The sequence below is a fragment of the Pedobacter sp. genome (genome assembly GCF_039594775.1).
In the GTDB taxonomy this organism is placed as follows: domain Bacteria; phylum Bacteroidota; class Bacteroidia; order Sphingobacteriales; family Sphingobacteriaceae; genus Pedobacter.
In genome coordinates, this window is the sequence record NZ_JBCNMT010000005.1 from 119,887 (window position 1) to 139,356 (window position 19,470).

Below are 19,470 nucleotides of genomic sequence, written 5' to 3' on the forward strand. Positions count from 1 at the left end.
AATGCCATATGGTATTCCCTTTTCTGTTATTTGAGAAATTTAAGAAAATCAAACTTCATTATCCCTAACAATGCTGCCCTTGTTTCCGCTTTACCTTTTGCTGGCATAACCATGCAAAAGGATGCTGCTATAATAAGATTTAGCTTTTGATGGGCCTTACAATAAATCACCGGACGTTAATCCCCGTTAAATAACAATGATTTTTTCAGTATAAATCCTATCACCTACCTTTATACTTAGAACATAAGTACCCGAAGCCAGTTTAGAAACATCTATCTGGTCGATGATTGTTCCGGTACGGGTTCCCTTGCTTTGTTCATAAACCTTTTGCCCGATGATATTTGCGATGCTTACCGTTATGGTTTTTGCTTCCAGGACTTCAAAGGCCACTGTCAAATCTTTTGACGCCGGAACTGGAAATACCTTAAGCCTTATCTCGTTATCATCTTTATCACTTGGCAGATACAAAAGTTCGCTCGAAAAAGAATTGCAGTTACTGCTAAAACCCGAGGAGACCTGATATCTTCCCGGTATAGTTGGTTGATAAGTTTGCGAAGTGGCTCCTTCAATTTTAACTCCATTTAAATACCACTGGTTGCCTGTGGCAGCACTTGAAACCAAAATATTCCCCTGTTTAGTAATGCCTACGGTTGTTAATGGAACTTCCATTCTTTGATCAGCAAGGCAGCCAAATGCTCTTACTTTAACATCATAGAAGTAGTAATAAAATGAGCTTGGGCTGCTTACATCATTCCCTATAATATTGAACACATCAAGATGTGAACTTAGCGGATAAATAGAACGAGGCACTGTGTTATTCCTGAAAATGGTAGCATCATCCTCATATTCTGTATGGATGCTGTAATTGCCTGCCGTAGGAAATTTAAGATTTAAAGTATAAACCTGACCTTGGTCAGTTAAGTCATCCGCGGCATTTCCAACAACAGGAGTACTTCTTGTAGCAGTTACTTTAATAGTGCTGCTCGAAATTTCCATGCCTTGGCTATCTTTAACATAAAATCTAATTGTTCCCGAATGACCAATATACAAACGGGCACTTTCTAGGATTGCAGGCGCAAAAGTACGTACAAGTACGCCTCCGCTTGTTTGCAGGTAAGAACCTCCCCCAAGCCTGGTTTCATACTTGTTTTTAGGCCCAAAAGTGTTACTGTATTCATTTAAGCCTGCGTAAAACTTTCCGTTAATAGGAGCAATAGTGGTGTTAATGTTATTTCCACTAGCAAACGGTGTAGTTTCGGTAGCATCTTTATACCAATAAATAACGCCATCACCATTAGCTGTCAATTGGTACTGTTTGCTATCATCACAATAAAATGCTGCTTGACCATTTACAACAGGTGGTAAGTTAATTTGCTCCGTTTTGGTGTTTTCGTCATTAGTAGCAATAAAGTCTGTAGCCAAGTTAGTTTTAGCGGTAATTGTATAGATTTTTCCACTCTGTGCAGCATAAAACCCTGGCAAGGTAAATTCTCTTTCTTCCGAAGGTTTAATCGTATTTACGAAAGTCCCATTCAGCGAGGCAATAGTAGTGTTGCCATCTTTAACCATAACGGTTACTGGAATGTTGGAAATATTCTGGGTGCCAAAGTTGCGAATCACTACACTAACCATTTGTTGAGGATTTGCACACTTGGTCAGTGATTCTTTGATTGCGGAGATACCAACGTCGGTAGTTACGTTGAGGAATTTCACCCTATAATCTTGCGTTTCACCTTTTGCATAATTTCCGCAGGATAAAACAGTCGTAGCATCGTTGGTTTCGCTGAGTACAACCCTTAGCAGCGAAAAATTGTTGATGTTCACCGTTGAAGGTACGGTAATATTTGCGGTGAATAATCCAGTGGCATTGATTACTCCACTGGTGGCTACCAGCTCATTTGCATCATTAAAGTCGCCATCGCTATTCCAATCTATAAAAACCTTGGCAACTTTGTTAAAGTTATTCCCACAAGTACCTAAGGAAATATTTAAAGGGTAGGTTTTTGCCTTCTCCAACTCAATGGTTTGCTGGGTAAAATCCTGATAAGATGTGCATCCCGCTAATGCGGTGTAGTTGATATTAGCAATGCTTAGACTGTTTATTTTGGAGTCGTTTGAAGATAGGGGACTTGAGGTGCAATATGGGTTGCCTCCAACACCTGTAACCACTAACGAGTATGCCTGTGCCCCTCTTTGTAAAGTGCCTTTATGATTAATGTTGATGCTGTAGGTTTTACCTGGAACAGCATTGGCAATATAAATCTGCTCTACATTGTCCCTAAAATTATCACCTTTTGTCGCCGCAGCTGATGGGGTTGCAGGATTTAAAATCCAAGGGAAAAATGTATCAGTTCCATCACTAGTTCTCATATCTAAATCGTTTACTAATCTTAGTGTGGGGTTATTAAGGGCATTAGCAACCGGTATTACATCAATTTCTGGGTCGGTCCAGCAAATGGTGGCAATGAGTGGGCCATCTCCAGAGGCCACTACATTGAACGTTTCGGTATTGCCCTGAGCTAATATGCGTTCGGCAATTAAACTTTTAGTCCCATTATTTAAGATTGCTTTTGCGGCGCTCTCACTATTCATTAAGCCCCATCCAAAAATATAATCGGGGCCAGGAGTTGCACCAGCTTCGCTTGCAGTACCTATGGTTAAGCCTTTTAAGGTTGATGCACGCATAAAGGCATTATTTTTTTGGTAATAAAGCTCTTGCAATAATACCAAAGACCCTGTTACACTCGGCGCAGACATAGAAGTGCCTGAAAGAGTAGTGTATGATTGATTGCTAGTGTTGCTCGTAGAGGTAACACTTACACCATCGGCAGCAATATCAGGTTTAATCCTTCCATCATCTGTGGGGCCCCAAGCACTAAAAGAAGAAATGATAATGTCGGTTGGCGTTACTGTTCCGTAAGGCAAGGGATTTACTGCAGCTACAGTCATTACATTTTTTGCTACCGAGTAAGTTCCTAATATATCATAACCATCATTGTTGGATATGCCTTCTGGACGTGGACCTGCATTTACCATACTGCCGCTTGCATTATACCTATAGTAAGTTGTGCCAACGGGAGGACCATTGTCATTGCGGTAGTTCCCAGCCGATTTAACGGGTAGGTAGAAAGGTGCGTTATAGCAAATTCTATCCCACTCTTTTGCATCGCTATCATAATACCCAAATTTGTAGTCCTCAGTTGCTCCAGCCTGCCCTCTAAACTCCCACCTATTTGGAATAGCACTGGTATTTTCGTACCAGCCAGCAATAACTCCATAAGAATGGTTGGAAAGTAGTAGCGAAGCCGCATAACTGGACATTTCTGAATTGTCGTTGTTGAAATCGAAAGAAAGGAGTTTTGGGAGGCCAAATGCCATGCCTCTAGCATTTGGATTTTTGCCAGACGCCATCATGGTGCCTGCAACGTGAGTTGCATGCATAGAACTACCGCTAACACCGTCTTTTACTTCCACTCTGTTGTTTTCGAATTCAGTGTGTGAGGCTAAAACAGCACCGCCATCCCAAATGGCAACCTTGTTAATTGGCAGGGTGCTTCCACTTAAATTGAGCCCTAAAGAGCCTCCGGTGTAAAGCCTATTTGTATTAATGGTTGCCGCAGAGACAGAATTATTGTCTGTGATTTTATATAAGGGCATGCCAAAATCGTCAACACCATGTAGGGTGAAAACTTTTCCTTCTTTAGTTATTCCAAATGTTTCCCAACCTTTTTCCAGTGCCAACGAAAATGCCTTAGTTAGCTTCGTATTTTCTATTTTTTCTAGCGCAATAGAATTTTCCTTTAAAAATGCGGTATTCGTTTGATTGCGCTGATCAGCTTGAGCATATGAATAGAAAGGTAAATAGCATAAAATACTGATATAAATAGAGAACGACAATCCTATTTTAACGCTGCGGGGCATAAATTTTATTAAATCTAAATAAATGATTATTTTGAGGAACAATTTTAAGCATAATTAGATGACTTACATTAAAAAAAATATAACAATTTTATGTTCAATGTTCTTGTTGATGAGTTGTACGTTACAAAATAATGCTAGGCCTAGTATTAAGCAAGGCGTATACGGTTATGTTTATTGGGTGCAGGGTAACATGATGCCTTCGCCAGATGAGCCCAAGGCTAACGGCGGAAGAGCTGTTGAAAAACAAATCAATATCTATAAGGTCGCTACGTTTAAGGACGTAGAAGGACAAGCACCTCTATTTACGAAAATCAACGCCCAATTGGTGAAAGCCATCAAGTCTAATTCCAAAGGCTTTTATCAATGTGAATTGCCGCCCGGGAAATATTCAATTTTTACGATAGAAGAAAAGAACAGCTTTTTTGCGAATAGTTTCAACGGAGAGGGGGAGATCAATACCGTCGAAATTGTGGCCGGACAAAAGGTTAAGCTCGATATTAATGTCAATTATAAAGCGGCCTATTAAAAGTAGTTTTGTAGACGTTAGTAATAAACTGATTTTTAGAGTTGTAAAGAGTATTTTTTATCAGAAAAATTCTTTTTTTCAATTAAAAAAATCTATAATTGCAGACATATTTATAAGATGGCGATAGCCGACTAATTCATAACTTTAGGATTTGTGAGGTATAACATAACAAAAACAATTTACAAGGCTTTTTTTCTAGTTGTTTTGGCAGTCTCTGTCAGTAATTATGTGGTAGCTCAAGTTGAGTCAGAAGATCCTGGGCCCAGTAATCCTAACGATTCACCTAATGATGATATAACAGACTACCCGGTACCAATAGATGGAGGTGTAGGTATTTTGGTTGCAGCTGGCGTAGCTTATGGTATGAAAAAAGTTTACGATAAACGTAAACAAAATAAAAACTCAGAAGCCGCTTAGAACGCTAACCGGCTTTCTCTAATATCCCTTCTCTTTTTAAGATATACTCGAAGATACCTTCTATCGGTTTTTGCAACGTTTTGCCAATTCTAAGATTGTTTTCTGCAAATACAGCTCTTAATTCTTCTTGATAATAGTAGCTAATAGAGCCTACGAAATTGCATTCTAAGGTTTTGTAATTCTTATAATCCTTAACATTTGAATCTATAAACTCTTGGAAACCATCTCTTAAGGTTTTTTGGATGAAAGGATGTTGCCTATGATGAACCATAAACCTACTGAAAGTAGCAAGGTATGAGTTAGGGAAAGGCTTTTGGTAAATGTTTTCGACCACAATGTCTTTGGTAATCTGAAAAGTTTCTTCAAAAATTTCTCTCAGATCAGCCGGCATAGTTTTATGGAGAAATGAAATCAGCATTTTTTTGCCGAAGTAAGTGCCAGAACCTTCATCACCTAAAATGTAGCCTAAGCCGTGTTTGCCATTATAAACGTTTTGACCGTCATAATAAGCAATATTTGAACCTGTTCCTAAAATACAGGCTAGGCCTTTTTTATCACCGCAGGTAGCATAAGCCGAACCTAACAGGTCATGGTCTACACTGATAAAGGCATTTTTGAAAAATGAGGAAAGACCATTGGAAATAATCTCGTGTTTATCAGGGTTTAAACATCCTGCACCAAAAAAATAAACTTCCTTAACTTGACTTGCAATGGCTGAAATATCTTTGTTCTTAGAAAGTATTCTTACCACATCTTGAGCATTTGCAAAATAAGGATTAATACCTTGTGTGCTGAATGAAAGTGTTTCGCTCGGGCTGTAGGCCATCCAGTCTGTTTTGGACGAGCCGCTATCTGCAACTAAAATCATGCTCTAAAATAAAAAAATATTACAAATTTAACGTGCCACTAATCTGTTTTAAGTAGATTTCCGACAATTTTGCTTGATATTTTATTTCTAGGTACCTATTGTTGGCATTAATAGCATTTCTTTGGGCTTCACGTAATTCCAATGGTGTAATATTTCCAAGTCTGTATTTTTCTAGGGTAATATCCAAATTTTGATTGGCCAGATTCACATTTCCCTGCTCTAATTTAACCAGCTCCAAAAAAGTAGTATAGTCTTGATAAGCTTCGGTAAGCTGCGCAACAAGATTTTGTTTGGTTTGCTCCACTTGTGTTTTCGCCGTGCTAATGTTTATTTTGGCATTGCGCTCGTTTTGACGCTGTAAAAAGCCATTAAAGATATTGATGCTAGCAGTTAATCCATAGCTGAAGCCACGGGCCCTAAATTGGGTGTTAAAGCCAGTAGGGGATTCGCTTTTATTGAAATCATAACCACTGTTAAGACTAATTTGTGGATAGCGGTTTCCCTGAATCTGTTTCAAGCTTAATTCTGCCACCTTTTGGTTAAGAATAGCACTTTGCAAAGTTGGGTTTAGCTGTTCAAGTTGAGAGGAGAGTGTAGTGTAGTTGAGGTTTGCGTCGATGTCAAAAATGTTATCCACTGAAAATTTGGTAGTAATATCTCTGGCCAAAAGCCTATTTAATGCTACCATATAGTTATTCAGTAGATTTTTTTGTTGAAGGTAGGTAGATGTATCGGTATTATAATCTACCTGTGCTGCCACGACATCCAGTTTTGAGCCACGCCCTATTTTTAGCTTACTATCTGCTATGCGTAAACGTAGTGCTGAAACATCAATGGTACTATCAGCCGCAATCACTAATTGTTGTTGCTTGGCCATGTTGTAGTAGGCAGAAAGTACTTCGGTAATGGTATTGAGAATTTGCGTATTCACGTTCTTTTGGCCCTGTTGTTCCAAAGTCTTTAGGCGTTCGTAGTTGGCAAACATGCTGAAGCCGTCGAATACCGTCCAGTTAATGCCGAAACCATAGCCCATGTTGCTATTTCTAGCTCCGTTGATTCTTCTTTCGGTGCCACTGGCTTGGGTTTGTACCGTGTTCTGTCTACTGCCTCCGGTAGAAAAATCGCCAGTAACTATAGGAAGCATACCCGCATTGCCCCAATTGGAGTTATTCTTTGCTATTTCTACTTCATTTTTAACCAGTTTAATATCGTAGTTATTTTGTAGTGCAATGCTGATTGCTTCCTGTAAAGTCAGTTTTTCTTGTGCAAAAACCGATGAAATACTACAAAGGCAAATCGTGAACGTTGCGTATATGTATGATTTGATTTTCATTTTCACTATTGGTTTTTCGGTTTTTCTTCATCGGCCAATGCCGCTGCTAGCGATTGCTTGAGGTCTGTATTTTCTTTATGCTCTTTTGACCAAAGGGAGTAGATGGCTGGAATTACAAAAAGGGTTAATATTAATGAGAAAAGCGTTCCCCCAATAATTACCGTTCCCATGCTCATACGGCTTTTAGCAGCTGCACCCAAGGCCATTGCAATAGGCAATGCTCCAATGGCAATAGCCAAACTGGTCATTAAAATTGGACGCAGCCTTGAAACAGCGGCTTCTCTAATAGCTTCCTGTACAGATTTCCCTTGTTCTTTAAGCTGGTTGGCAAACTCAACAATTAAAATACCGTTTTTGGTTACCAAGCCAATGAGCATAATAGTACCAATTTGACTAAAAATATTCCAACTTTGTCCGCATAACCATAGAGATAAAAACGCGCCTGCAACAGCCATTGGTACCGTTAAAATAATGATAATAGGGTCTTTAAAACTTTCGAACTGCGCTGCTAAAATAAGATAGACCAGTAAAAGCGCCAATCCGAAAGCAAACATGGTGTTAGATGAACTTTCTTTAAAATCTCTCGATTCACCACTTAGATCGGTGGTGAAACTTTCATCGAGTACTTTGGCCGCAATCCTATCCATAGCCTCAATACCGTCGCCAATACTTCTTCCAGGAGCTAAGCCAGCAGAAACCGTGGCCGAAATGAACCTGTTATTTCGATACAGTTGTGGCGGACTACTTTCTTCCTTAGCGGTTACCAAGTTGTCGAGCTGGATCAACTGACCTTTATTATTTCGTACGTATACCGAGCTTAAATCCAATGGGTCTTTTCTATTGCTTACGTCAAACTGCCCAATTACCTGATATTGCTTGCCGTTCATAAAGAAATAAGAGAAACGTTGTCCGCTTAAACCAAGTTGTAAGGTTTGGGCAATATCCACAATAGAAACACCAAGGTTTTTGGCCTTGTCTCTATCAATGGTAAGATTAATTTCTGGCTTATTAAATTTAAGGTTTACGTCAGAGGTAGTGAAAGTTGGATCTTGCGATACTTCTTCCATAAATTGAGGCACTTTCTCACGAAGCTTTTCAAAGTTTTGCGCCTGAATAATGTAACTGATGGGTAAGCCGCCTCTCCGCCCTACAGAAATGGTAGGCTGTTGGGTAACGGTTACTTTCCCTTCGGTATATTTACGGGTAATTTTAGTAAGCTGTTCTGCTATTTCTTTTTGGCTTCTCTTCCTCTCTCCAGGGTCAACTAAGCCCATTCTCACAAAGCCCGAGTTGGTAGAGCCCGCACCCCCAAAACCTGGAGAAGTAATGGTGATATTAACATTTTTTTCTGGTATTGAATCCAGAACCATCTGGTTAATCTTCATCATAAACCTATCTGTGTAGGCAAAAGAAGTACCCTCGGGAGTACTAACGCTCATATTAATCGCACTTCTATCATCGTACGGTGCTGTTTCCTTGGGCAATACTTTCCAAAAAAGGAAGATCAGGCCTGCGCAAACCAAAATAATTGGGGCTGCCAACCAACGGCGTTTAAGGAATTTCTCTAGATTGGTTTGATAGCCTTCGTTTAATTTGATAAAATAAGGTTCTGTTAATCGATAAAATTTAGAAGGTTTATGGCCTCCTTTTTTCATCAAATACGCATTTAACATTGGCGTCAGCGTCAACGATACAAAAGCTGAAATTAATACCGCTGCACCAATGGTGACCCCAAATTCCCTAAATAATCGCCCTACAAAACCCTGCAGAAAAATTACCGGTAAGAACACCGCTGCTAAGGTGATAGAAATAGAAATTACAGCAAAGAAAATTTCGTTAGAGCCTTTAATGGCTGCTTCAATAGGAGATAAACCTTCCTCCACTTTTTTGAAGATATTCTCTGTAACCACAATTCCATCATCAACTACCAAACCTGTCGCTAAAACAATAGCCAACAACGTCAGTACATTAATGGAAAAACCAAAAATATACATAATGAAAAAAGTAGCGATTAAGGACACCGGAATATCTATCAGTGGTCTAAAAGCAATACCCCAATCTCTAAAGAAAAGATAGATGATAAGGATTACCAGTACCAGTGAAATTAAAATAGTTTCTGCTACTTCGGTTACCGATCTTTTGATGAATTGAGTAGTATCAAGCGAAACTTTTAGCTTAATATCGCTTGGCATATCGGCTTGTAACTTCTCAAATCTTTTGTAGAACTCTTTGCTAATGTCTAAGTAGTTGGCTCCGGGTTGAGGAATTACCCCAACTGCCACCATGGGCTTTCCGGATTCGCGTAATACTGTCTCCTCATTTTCAGAACCAATCTCAGCAACAGCTACATCCTGAAGCTTTACTACATTGCTACTATCGGCCTTGATGATTAAATTGTTGAACTGCTCAGCGTTGGCAAGCTTTCCAAGTGTTTTTACGGTAAGCTCAGTGGAAGCACCAGTTAGTTTGCCCGAAGGAAGTTCTACGTTTTCTCGGTCTAATGCGGTTACAATATCTTGAGAAGTAAGTCCATAGGAAGCCAATTTGGAAGGGTCAATCCTGATCCGCATGGCATATTTACGCTGCCCTTGTATCTGCATACTGCTTACACCCGGTATGGTTTGTATCCTATCGGCAATTACGTTTTCTGCAAAATCACTCAAATCGGTCACGCCACGTTTGTCACTTTGAATGGTCATGGAGATAATCGCGTCCGAATTGGCGTCGGCTTTACTTACAATAGGTAAACCATCAATATCTTTGGGTAAATTTCTGGCTGCTTGAGATACCTTGTCTCGGACGTCATTAGCCGCTACATCGATATCTTTTCCAAGGTTAAATTCGACCGTAATATTACTGGTTCCTTGGTTGCTTGACGAAGTAATGTTCCTTATCCCATCAATGGAGTTGATGGATTTTTCTAAGGGCTCGGTAATCTGAGATTCGATAATGTCGGAGTTTGCGCCCGGGTACGAGGTTCGCACCGAAATGATAGAAGGGTCAATAGAGGGATATTCCCTAATACCCAAAAAGTTGTAGCCAATTACCCCAAACAGGATAATGATGAGATTCATCACAATGGCCAAAACTGGCCTTTTTATACTGGTGGTTGAAATACTCATATTTACTTTTTGGCTATTTTAACTTTCACATCTGCATCAGGTTTTAGGGCCATTGCACCTGTGGTGAGTATGGTGTCTCCAACGTTCAGCCCCGAAAGCACTAAAATTTTATCTGCTGTTCTGGTTCCAGTCTCCACAGGCACCTGTTGAGCCTTGCCATTTTTGGCAATATAAACCACTTTGCCCTTAAGTACAGGAATCACAGCTTCCGTTGGGATTAATATGGCATCTTTGATAGTCGATAACGATAGCTTTACTTTGGCGAACGAACCAGGAAGTAATTCACCGCTGGCATTTTGTGCCAAGGCTTTAATTTGTAAGGTTCTTGTAGTTTGGTTAATACCTGGTTCTATAGCGAATACTTTTCCGGAGAAAGTTTTATTGCTACCATCAATGGTAAATGAAATATTGCTATTTGGTTTTAGTTGCGAAACGTATTTTTCAGGGATGGAGAAACTGATTTTTACCGGATTGGTACTTAACAAATTCGCGATGGTGGTGCTAGGGGTAATATATTCGCCCACCGAAATGTTGCGCAAGCCCACTTTGCCACTAAAAGGTGCTATAATGGTCGTTTTGGCAAGCTGTGCTCTGATTAATTGCACTTGCGATTTCAAAGCTTGCAATTCGGCCAAAGAGGTGTCGTATTCCTCTTGACTAATGGCGCCCTTTGCCAATAATTGCTTGGCCCTGTTTTCATTACTTGCCGACAGGTTTTCCCTTGTGACTACTTCTCTAAGCTGAGCTTGTATATCTCGATCATTGATTTTAACCAAGGTTGTACCTTTACTTACATTACTGCCCTCTTTGAAATAAATACCAGTAACCAATCCAGAAACCTCGCTTCTCAACGTAACGGCTTCGTTGGCTTCGATACTTCCGGTAATATCTAAATTGCTAGAGAAATCACTGGTTGTGGCTATAATTCCATCTACATTTAAGGGAGCTCCTCCTTTGCCTTTTCCACCTTTTCCAGGGCCTGCACCGCTTGGTCCTCCACCTTCAATTTTTTTATTTTCAGTAATTCTGTAATAAACAAGATAGGCCAATCCAAGTGCCAATACAAAATAGAATATATACCTTTTTTTCATCTTAATAGTTTGTATTCGGTATAGAATTTTAAATGGTTTATGTCGTCTTCAGTTTAAGCTACTATGCTCAAAAATTGCGAAGTGAATACAAACAAAAATATCTAATTGTTTCACCATTACTAAGATGTACTAACTATGTTACAGCGCTTTGAGGATAAACATTGAGGAAAGAAGTTTTAAATTCTATTTTTGTGCCAATACGCTTGGTATTCTTATGGATTTGAACCCCTTTGTTATACCAGCAGAAAATGTAAATTAAAGAATCAATCGACAAAGTGGTTTTGGTTCTTTATCATTGTGAAACTATTAACTATTAAATGAAAAAAATCCTAGGAGCAGCATTGTTGCTAACATTAACTATGGCAGCTAAATCGCAGGTTAAAATTGGCTTTGAGGTGTCTTTTAAAGAGCCCCAGGCACACTATGCAGAGGTAGAAATGAACATGTCGGGCATTGCCGCAAAAGATTATGTAGATTTGAAAATGCCTGTTTGGACACCAGGTTCTTATTTGGTGCGTGAATTTGGTAAAAATGTAGAAAGCTTTACTGCTACCATTAATGGTAAGCCTGCCAAAGTGCAAAAGGTAACCAAAAACACTTGGAGGGTTTATAATGCCAAAGCAGCAGCCCTAAAAGTTAACTATAGAGTTTATGCTTTTGAAATCTCGGTACGTACAGCATTCATCGATGAGTCCCATGCCTTTCTTTCTTCGGCGGGTATTTTCATGTATCCAGCTGGAATGATCAAAAATCCAAGCACCGTAAAAATTGTGCCTTTTGGTAAATGGGATAAGGTGAGCACTGGTTTAGAACCAGTGGCTGGACAAAAATTCACTTATCATGCGTCAGATTTTGATATCCTGTTTGATAGCCCGATAGAAGTGGGTAATCAGGATATTTTTGAATTTATGGCTTCAGGTGTAAAACATGAGGTGGCCATGTACGGCGGCGGTAATTACGATAAAGAGCGTTTAAAAGTAGACATGGCTAAAATTGTGGAGCAAGGCACCGCAATTTTTGGTGAAAACCCCAATAAACACTACACCTTTATTGTTCATAACTATGCGCAAGGCGGCGGTGGCTTAGAGCATTTAAATTCAACCGTGCTAGGTGCAAGTAGAAATGCATATGGGTCTGAAAGAGGCTACAAAAGTTTCCTTTCATTAGTAGCTCACGAATATTTCCACTTATGGAACGTAAAGAGACTTCGTCCAATTGCTTTAGGACCGTTTGATTATGATAACGAAAACTACACGACCAATCTTTGGACTGCCGAAGGATTTACTTCATATTATGAAAACAAGTTATTGATTAGGGCTGGTGCTACCAATCAAACTACTTTCTTGAATGATCTTATTGGTGGATTAGGAACAGTAATTAACACTCCTGGATCTAAATTCCAGTCGGCTTCATCTTCTAGTTTTGATGCTTGGATCATAGGCTATCGTCCTAATGAAAACTCAAAAAACAGTTCCATCTCTTACTATAGCAAAGGTGAAGTGGTAGGAATGTTGATGGATTTGGAAATTGCGAATGCTACTAAAGGTGCTAAAAGTTTGGACGACGTGATGAAAGCCATGTATGAGCAAGGAAAAGTTCAGAAAAGAGGCTATACCGATGCCGAATTCAAAGCGATGGTAGAGAAAATTAGCGGAATAAGCTTTACCAATTTTTGGGCAAAATATATTGATGGTGTAGATGACATCGACTTTGAAAAGTTTTTTGCATATGCCGGAATTGATGCCAAGGCAGAAATCGCTTCACCAAATAAGCCGTATACTGGAACGACATTGTCGGTTACAAGAAGTGTAAATATTAGTGGTGTTTCTAGAAATTCACCAGCTTGGATTCAAGGATTAAACGTTAATGATGAAATTTTGGCGTTAGACGGTTCAAGCATTAACGAAGAAATGCGCAACATCAAATTGCCAAATCCAGGACTTACTTTGGAAGCCTTGCCAACTATTGCCAAAAAGCAAGTGGGGGATGTAGTAGAAGTAACGGTGAAGCGTGATGGGATGGAAAAGAAAATTTCTTTAACCCTAAAAGAAAGCCCTAACGTGCGCATAAAAGCTAGCTATAATGAAAATGCTACTGCGCAACAACTGGCGGTAAGAAAACGCTGGATGGGTGTTTAAGATAGTCTTATAAACAAAAAGGGCAGCCATTGGCTGCCCTTTTTGTTTAGTTACTTTGTTTTGCGATTAGAAAGTAAATCTAAAACCAAAACCAAATCTTCCTGCTTCGAAATCAGAATTGTCGCCAATCCAAGCAGTTGGTCTCCAGTCAAAACCCATTTGAATAGGTGCTCCTGGAATTTTAAAATCTAAACCAGCTTGTGGAATCAATAAAAAATTAGTGTGGCTATAACCTCCAGCACTAAAGAAATTTAAACCTGGACCACCACCTACATACCATTTTAAGCCTTGGGCACCATTAATGGCACCATGGTATTGATAGAAAGCTTGCAAACGAGTGCTGTGTCCACCAAATAAAACTTCAGCTTGTCCTGCGCCTGTAGCACTAAAAAAATGCTTGATTGAAGGACCAACCAAAGTAGAACCGTTACCGAAGTCAAGACCTAAACCCAAGGCCGTCTTGTAACTTTGTGCATTTGCATTAGATAAGTTCATAGCAAAAAAGGCAACGCCAGCGATAATAGTAAAAAGTAATTTTTTCATAAAAATGTTAATTGTTGTTTAATATATAAGAGCACGCTTATCAACTTCTGTGCCTTTTGTACATTTAAAACAACAATAGAGCAGTTTTTTTGTTTTCTGATAAAACCAATTAGGTGTAAAATAATTATGCTTGCATAGTATAAACTTCATTTAAAAATCCTAAATTAGGATGTTCTACAGCTACAAAAGGCTGTTTTTCAGGATTAGCCAATATAAATATCAATCGTATGTCAGTATCAGTAACGAGAGTTTTCGACCTCCTAAAATATAATCTAGAAAAATTTTCTAAAGATGAGTTTGTCAGCGGAAAAATAAATGGCGAGTGGCGCAAATACAGTACACAAAAATTTTGTGAGTTGACTGACCATGTGAGCCGGGGACTAACGACTCTTGGCATAGGAAAAGGATCTAGGGTGGCTATTATGTCTGCAAATAGACCAGAATGGAACATCTGCGACTATGCTATTTTGCAGCTCGGAGCTTATCAAATTCCCCTTTATCCAACATTGGCTGAGCATGATATCAAATTTATCATAGAAGATGCTGAAATCACCGTGATCTTTGTAGCCGATGATCAACTTTACAATAAAGTAAAAAAGGTGATTGCCGAGGTGAAACATGAAGTGAAAATCTATAGCTTTAATAAGGTTGAAGGAGTAGCCTGTTGGGAAGAGTTGGTAGAAGTAGGAAAGCAAAATTCAGCAGTGGATTTAGAACAATATAGGGCAGCCGTTAGTCCAGAAGATATTTTGACCATTATTTATACCTCAGGAACTACGGGGACACCTAAAGGCGTAATGCTCACCCATGATAATTTGGTGCAGAACTTCAAGATGTCGGCAGTGCTTTTACCCCCAAACGTTACCCATGCCCTTAGTTTTCTGCCCTTGTCGCATATTTTCGAAAGAATGATTCATTACCTTTATGTCTATTTAAACATTGCAGTTTATTATGCCGAGAGTATGGACACAATTGTGGCAGATATACAATTTGTGAAGCCAAGTGGTTTTTCAACGGTCCCTAGGCTCTTGGAAAAAGTCTATGATAAAATAGTAGAGAAAGGGAAAGCCTTAACAGGTATTAAGAAAATGATTTTCTTTTGGTCGTTAAGTTTGGCGGAGCAATACGATATCGAAAAAAGTTGGTGGTATACCTTTAAATTAGGTGTCGCCAGAAAATTAGTGTTTAAAAAATGGCAGGAAGCACTTGGAGGAAATATTCAAGTGATCATTTCTGGGGGAGCTGCCCTAAATCCTCGCTTAGCAAAGGTGTTTTGGGCGGCGGGTTTGCCTGTTTTTGAGGGGTATGGTCTTACTGAAACTTCTCCAGTAATATCGGTAAACCATTTTGACGCTATTAAATTTGGTTCCGTTGGAAAGCCTATTGAAGGCGTACAGGTGAAAATTGCTGAAGATGGCGAGATATTAGTGAAAGGCCATAATGTAATGAAAGGATATTACAATAGACCTGATTTAACGAGTGAAAACGTAGATGCAGATGGTTGGTTTCATACTGGCGATATTGGTGAGCTTACAGATGGTTATCTGAAAATTACCGATAGGAAAAAAGAAATGTTTAAAACAGCGGGTGGCAAGTATGTAGCACCACAGATGGTTGAGAACAAAATTAAGGAAGCACCGCTTATTGAACAAATCATGGTTTTGGGCGAAAATAGAAAATTCCCAGCAGCATTGGTCGTGCCAAATTTTGAAACCTTAAAAGGTTGGTGCAAAGTGAAGGGTATTGAATATGGCAGTAACGAAACCATTGTAGAGAATAAAGAGGTGCACGAGAAATTTCGAAAGTTAATTGATGAAGCCAATAAGGAATTTGGTAAATGGGAACAGGTAAAACAATTCGCGCTGTTGCCTAAAGAATGGAGTATTGATGGGGGTGAACTAACGCCAAAACTAAGTTTGAAACGTAAAGTGATTTTGGAAAAGAACAAAGAAATTATTGAGAAAATATATAAAGATGCAGAAAACTATCATCCAGAAACTAAATAGAAGGATTAAAATGAGCAAATGGCTCGCCATGGTATTACTGTTAAATTTTAACCAGGCGAAGGCTCAGGTAGAAAAAGATGTAAAAGCATTTGAATTCCTGTCAAATGCTGATTCGAAAAAGGCAGGAAAAGCTTTAGAATTTAAAAAAGGCGCTGTAGTATCAGCCCATCCAGAGGCCACAGCAGTAGGTGTCGAAATCCTTAAAAAAGGAGGTAATGCGGTTGATGCTACCGTAGCGGTAAAGTTTGCATTGGCAGTAGTATACCCAAATGCTGGTAATATTGGCGGCGGGGGCTTTTTAATCTATAGATCTGCCAAGGGGGAACTTAATTCTATGGATTTTAGAGAAAAAGCACCCGCACTAGCTTCTAAAGACATGTATTTGGATGCCAATGGCGATGCCATCTCTGAAAAGAGTAAAGAAGGACATTTAGCGGCTGGTGTACCAGGTACGGTTGCCGGAATGGTAGAGCTGCATAAAAAATATGGTAAACTGAAATGGGCCGATTTGGTTGAGCCAGCCTATCAATTAGCTGCCAATGGATTTAAAATTACTAAACAACAAGCTAATGAGTTAAATAGGTTGCAAAACAAGTTCAAACAGTTTAATCCTTTGGGTACGGTATTTATTAAACAAGATGGGGAATGGGCAGCAGGCGACTTATTGGTTCAAACTGAATTGGCAAACACGATGAAATTGATTCGAGATAAAGGCAGAGCGGGTTTTTATGAAGGTGAAGTAGCCAACTATATTGTAGAAGAAATGAAAAGGGGCGGAGGATTGATTTCCAAAGAGGACCTGAAAAATTATCATGCCGCTTGGAGAACGCCTATTATTGGTAGCTATAGAGGATATAAGGTAGTTACCATGCCGCCAACATCAAGCGGAGGTATTGCTTTGGTTCAGCTGTTACAGTCGGTGGAGCCGTTTCCACTTTCTAAATGGGGGCATAATGCCGATTCAACGGTGCAAGTGATGGTGGAAGCAGAGAGAAGAGTATATGCTGATCGGGCAAAGCACCTTGGTGACCCTGATTTTTGGAAAGTTCCTCAAAAGCAGCTATTGGAGCCTGCGTATAATAAGGAGCGTATGGCTAATTTTAATTGGGCAAAAGCGACGCCAAGTAGCGAAATCCAAGCTGGAGAGTTTGCCAGAAAAGAAAGCGAACAAACTACACACTTTTCTGTCGTAGATAAAGATGGCAATGCTGTATCTTTAACTACTACTATTAATACTTCCTATGGAAACTATGTGGTGGTAAAAGGGGCTGGATTTTTCTTAAATAATGAAATGGATGATTTTTCGGTTAAGCCCGGAGTTCCAAATTATTTTGGATTGGTTGGGTATGAAGCTAATGCTATTGCACCAAACAAAAGAATGCTAAGTTCGATGACGCCAACCATTTTGGAAAAAGATGGTAAACTGGCAATGGTAGTTGGAACACCTGGAGGTTCTACCATTATGACTTCCGTTTTTCAAACTATTGTTAACGTGGTAGATTTTGGAATGAATATGCAGGAGGCCGTGAATGCCAAAAAATTCCACCACCAATGGTTGCCTGATCGAGTGGATATTGAACCTAATACATTAACCCCCGAAGCCCAGCAAAAGTTGGAAGCAAAAGGTTATACTTTTTATAAGCGTGGCAGCATTGGAAGAGTAGATGCCATTTTGGTAACTAAAAAAGGCATCTATCAAACAGGGGCTGATCCCAGGGGAGATGACACTGCCGGTGGATGGTAATAAAACGATTGTATAAAATATAGAAAGAGGTTAATGGATGTTGACCTCTTTTTTTCAGTATTTTCCAAGATGCTGAGGATTTCTTTTACAAATTCATTCCCCATCTTGATCGAATGGAATCTACAAAATGGAAATTTTATTTTAAATTTTTAGATAATTTATAAATTGGCATAAAATAAATGCCTGCTTTTTCCGTTTATTTTATTGCCTTTTTTTAAAAGTGTATAGCAAACCACACACTTTTTTTCTTTCTTTAACTTTTTTGTTACTATTGTTAATTTATTGTTTTTCAGTTTGTTGTGTTTTGTTTTTTTGCTGTTGGCTAAGAGTTGGTACAGCTATTGACTAAGATTTGGTGTCTGACAGATACTTATAAAGTCAATATTATGAAACAAAATTTCTTAAAAATTTTTCCGATTGCATTAGCTGGACTAATCATCGGTAACAGTGCCCAAGCTCAAGAAACTTCGGGCCAAAAACCAGCTCTTAGAACCTGGTCAATTGGTGTAAACGCTGGTGCTTTAACCGGTATTTCTCCTTTGGGCGGTCAAAACGATTTCTCAAATTGGAAAACTAGTTTCGGTTACGGTCTATACATCAAAAAACAAATTAGCCCTGCTTTCGCATTACGTTTAGACGGAGTGAGAGGTAAAGTTCGAGGTGACAACTCTGAAACTTTTAATGATGGTACGATAAATACCAGCCCGATCGCTTCTTATAATACTGATCTTAGGTATTCGGCAAGTTTAAGTGCACAGGTTAACATGGTAAACTGGAGCATGTTCAATCAGCACAACAATGCAACGCTTTATGCCTTGGCGGGTGGTGGTTTTGTAAATTACGCGCCAACTACTGTTGCTACGGGATCTAGTACAGAAGTTACTGGGCCAGCGGTTAACAAAATGATTGTTCCTGTTGGTGTTGGTGCGAAATTCCGTTTATCTGAAGGTATTAACTTCGATTTAGGTTGGACCATCAACTTTGTTGATGGCGACAAATTTGATGGCTATGCCAGAGGTAGCAACGACAAGTATAACTACGGTTATGCAGGTCTAGAGTTTGCGTTAGGTAAAGGGAAACAATTAGCTTTCTTTAGCCCAACTGCCGCTACTTATGAAGAGGCTTTGGCTGCTAAAAACACAGCAAATGCACTTAAATCTGACCTAGATGCGCAAAAAGCTGAAAATTCAAAATTACGTTCGGAAATGAACGACTTATTGAAAGACAGTGATGGTGACGGCGTGGCTGATAAATTGGATAAATGCCCTAACACGCCTGCGGGTACTGTGGTAGATGGTTCAGGATGTCCTATTAAAATCCCTGCTCCAGTAGTTACTGAGAAAGTAATTGTGACTGAAGCTGATCGTAAGGTAGTAAGAGATGCGATTGCCAACCTTGAATTTGATTTAGGTAAAGCAACTATCCGTTCTAAATCTTATGCAACTTTAAACAGAGTAGCTGCTTTATTGGTAGAGAAAAACTTTAGCTTAAAATTAGCTGGCCATACTGATAACACTGGCTCAAGAGAATTGAACATGCGCTTATCGAAAGAAAGAGCAGAATCAGTAAAAGCTTATTTAGTTTCTCAAGGTGCTAACGCTTCACGTATAGAGGCAACAGGTTATGGTCCAGACCAACCAATTGCAACTAACAAAACTGCTGCAGGTCGTCAGCAAAACAGAAGGGTAGAGTTTACTCTTTACTAGAAAATACAAATTGCTTATGAAAAAAAAAAGCCTCGCATGTGCGGGGCTTTTTTGT

The 19,470-nt window shown here is 39.3% G+C and carries 12 protein-coding genes; 6 read left to right on the top strand and 6 right to left on the bottom strand.

Annotated elements, in window-relative coordinates:
* Window positions 1-186: 186 nt before the first annotated feature.
* A complete protein-coding gene (locus ABDV71_RS13515) occupies window positions 187-3,921 on the bottom strand; it encodes a S8 family serine peptidase (protein WP_343533419.1) in 3,735 nt (1,244 codons plus the stop codon).
* Between the two features lie 109 nt (window positions 3,922-4,030).
* Between ABDV71_RS13515 and ABDV71_RS13520 the strand changes: the two genes are divergently transcribed.
* Both ABDV71_RS13520 and ABDV71_RS13525 read left to right on the top strand, forming a co-directional pair.
* Entirely contained in the window at window positions 4,031-4,447 is a 417-nt protein-coding gene (locus ABDV71_RS13520; RefSeq protein ID WP_343533421.1) for a hypothetical protein, read from the top strand.
* Window positions 4,448-4,651: 204 nt separating this feature from the next.
* Window positions 4,652-4,864 carry a hypothetical protein gene (locus ABDV71_RS13525; protein WP_343533423.1) on the top strand — a complete coding sequence of 71 codons (213 nt, stop codon included), beginning with the start codon at window positions 4,652-4,654 and terminating at the stop codon, window positions 4,862-4,864.
* A gap of 4 nt (window positions 4,865-4,868) precedes the next feature.
* On the opposite strand, the gene ABDV71_RS13530 is transcribed toward ABDV71_RS13525, so the two are convergent.
* From ABDV71_RS13530 to ABDV71_RS13545, 4 genes are read right to left on the bottom strand one after another with little or no spacing between them, the layout of a single operon-like run.
* Window positions 4,869-5,732: an N-acetylglucosamine kinase gene (locus ABDV71_RS13530; RefSeq protein WP_343533425.1), complete on the bottom strand. Its 864-nt coding sequence runs from the start codon at window positions 5,730-5,732 to the stop codon at window positions 4,869-4,871.
* A 19-nt stretch (window positions 5,733-5,751) separates the two neighbouring features.
* Window positions 5,752-7,065 (bottom strand): TolC family protein, encoded by a 1,314-nt coding sequence (locus tag ABDV71_RS13535; protein ID WP_343533427.1) that lies wholly within the window; start codon window positions 7,063-7,065, stop codon window positions 5,752-5,754.
* A 5-nt stretch (window positions 7,066-7,070) separates the two neighbouring features.
* Window positions 7,071-10,187 carry an efflux RND transporter permease subunit gene (locus tag ABDV71_RS13540; RefSeq protein ID WP_343533429.1) on the bottom strand — a complete coding sequence of 1,039 codons (3,117 nt, stop codon included), beginning with the start codon at window positions 10,185-10,187 and terminating at the stop codon, window positions 7,071-7,073.
* 2 nt (window positions 10,188-10,189) lie between these two features.
* Window positions 10,190-11,278, bottom strand: a complete 1,089-nt coding sequence (locus ABDV71_RS13545) for an efflux RND transporter periplasmic adaptor subunit (RefSeq protein WP_343533431.1) — start codon at window positions 11,276-11,278, stop codon at window positions 10,190-10,192.
* A 317-nt stretch (window positions 11,279-11,595) separates the two neighbouring features.
* On the opposite strand from ABDV71_RS13545, the gene ABDV71_RS13550 reads away from it, so the two are divergent.
* The gene (locus ABDV71_RS13550) at window positions 11,596-13,416 is read left to right on the top strand and encodes a PDZ domain-containing protein (protein WP_343533433.1); all 1,821 of its coding nucleotides are present in this window, start codon (window positions 11,596-11,598) and stop codon (window positions 13,414-13,416) included.
* Window positions 13,417-13,482: 66 nt separating this feature from the next.
* Here ABDV71_RS13550 and ABDV71_RS13555 read toward each other — a convergent pair whose 3' ends face one another.
* Complete coding sequence (locus tag ABDV71_RS13555) at window positions 13,483-13,959, bottom strand: hypothetical protein (protein WP_343533435.1); 477 nt, start codon at window positions 13,957-13,959, stop codon at window positions 13,483-13,485.
* A 227-nt stretch (window positions 13,960-14,186) separates the two neighbouring features.
* Here ABDV71_RS13555 and ABDV71_RS13560 point away from each other — a divergent pair, with 227 nt between their 5' ends.
* From ABDV71_RS13560 to ABDV71_RS13570, 3 genes are all read left to right on the top strand, one after another.
* A complete protein-coding gene (locus tag ABDV71_RS13560; protein ID WP_343533437.1) occupies window positions 14,187-15,965 on the top strand; it encodes an AMP-dependent synthetase/ligase in 1,779 nt (592 codons plus the stop codon).
* A gap of 10 nt (window positions 15,966-15,975) precedes the next feature.
* Window positions 15,976-17,709, top strand: a complete 1,734-nt coding sequence (ggt, locus tag ABDV71_RS13565; RefSeq protein WP_343533439.1) for a gamma-glutamyltransferase — start codon at window positions 15,976-15,978, stop codon at window positions 17,707-17,709.
* A gap of 386 nt (window positions 17,710-18,095) precedes the next feature.
* A complete protein-coding gene (locus tag ABDV71_RS13570; RefSeq protein WP_343533441.1) occupies window positions 18,096-19,415 on the top strand; it encodes an OmpA family protein in 1,320 nt (439 codons plus the stop codon).
* The last annotated feature ends 55 nt before the right edge of the window (window positions 19,416-19,470 follow it).

What these genes read in the sequence shown, in the direction of transcription:
- ABDV71_RS13550 (WP_343533433.1), top strand. Translation starts at nt 11,596, where the DNA reads ATGAAAAAAATCCTAGGAGCAGCATTGTTGCTAACATTAACTATGGCA.
- ABDV71_RS13545 (WP_343533431.1), bottom strand. Translation starts at nt 11,278, where the DNA reads ATGAAAAAAAGGTATATATTCTATTTTGTATTGGCACTTGGATTGGCC.
- ABDV71_RS13520 (WP_343533421.1), top strand. Translation starts at nt 4,031, where the DNA reads ATGAGTTGTACGTTACAAAATAATGCTAGGCCTAGTATTAAGCAAGGC.
- ABDV71_RS13555 (WP_343533435.1), bottom strand. Translation starts at nt 13,959, where the DNA reads ATGAAAAAATTACTTTTTACTATTATCGCTGGCGTTGCCTTTTTTGCT.
- ABDV71_RS13515 (WP_343533419.1), bottom strand. Translation starts at nt 3,921, where the DNA reads ATGCCCCGCAGCGTTAAAATAGGATTGTCGTTCTCTATTTATATCAGT.
- ABDV71_RS13535 (WP_343533427.1), bottom strand. Translation starts at nt 7,065, where the DNA reads ATGAAAATCAAATCATACATATACGCAACGTTCACGATTTGCCTTTGT.
- ABDV71_RS13560 (WP_343533437.1), top strand. Translation starts at nt 14,187, where the DNA reads ATGTCAGTATCAGTAACGAGAGTTTTCGACCTCCTAAAATATAATCTA.
- ABDV71_RS13530 (WP_343533425.1), bottom strand. Translation starts at nt 5,732, where the DNA reads ATGATTTTAGTTGCAGATAGCGGCTCGTCCAAAACAGACTGGATGGCC.
- ggt (WP_343533439.1), top strand. Translation starts at nt 15,976, where the DNA reads ATGAGCAAATGGCTCGCCATGGTATTACTGTTAAATTTTAACCAGGCG.
- ABDV71_RS13540 (WP_343533429.1), bottom strand. Translation starts at nt 10,187, where the DNA reads ATGAGTATTTCAACCACCAGTATAAAAAGGCCAGTTTTGGCCATTGTG.
- ABDV71_RS13570 (WP_343533441.1), top strand. Translation starts at nt 18,096, where the DNA reads ATGAAACAAAATTTCTTAAAAATTTTTCCGATTGCATTAGCTGGACTA.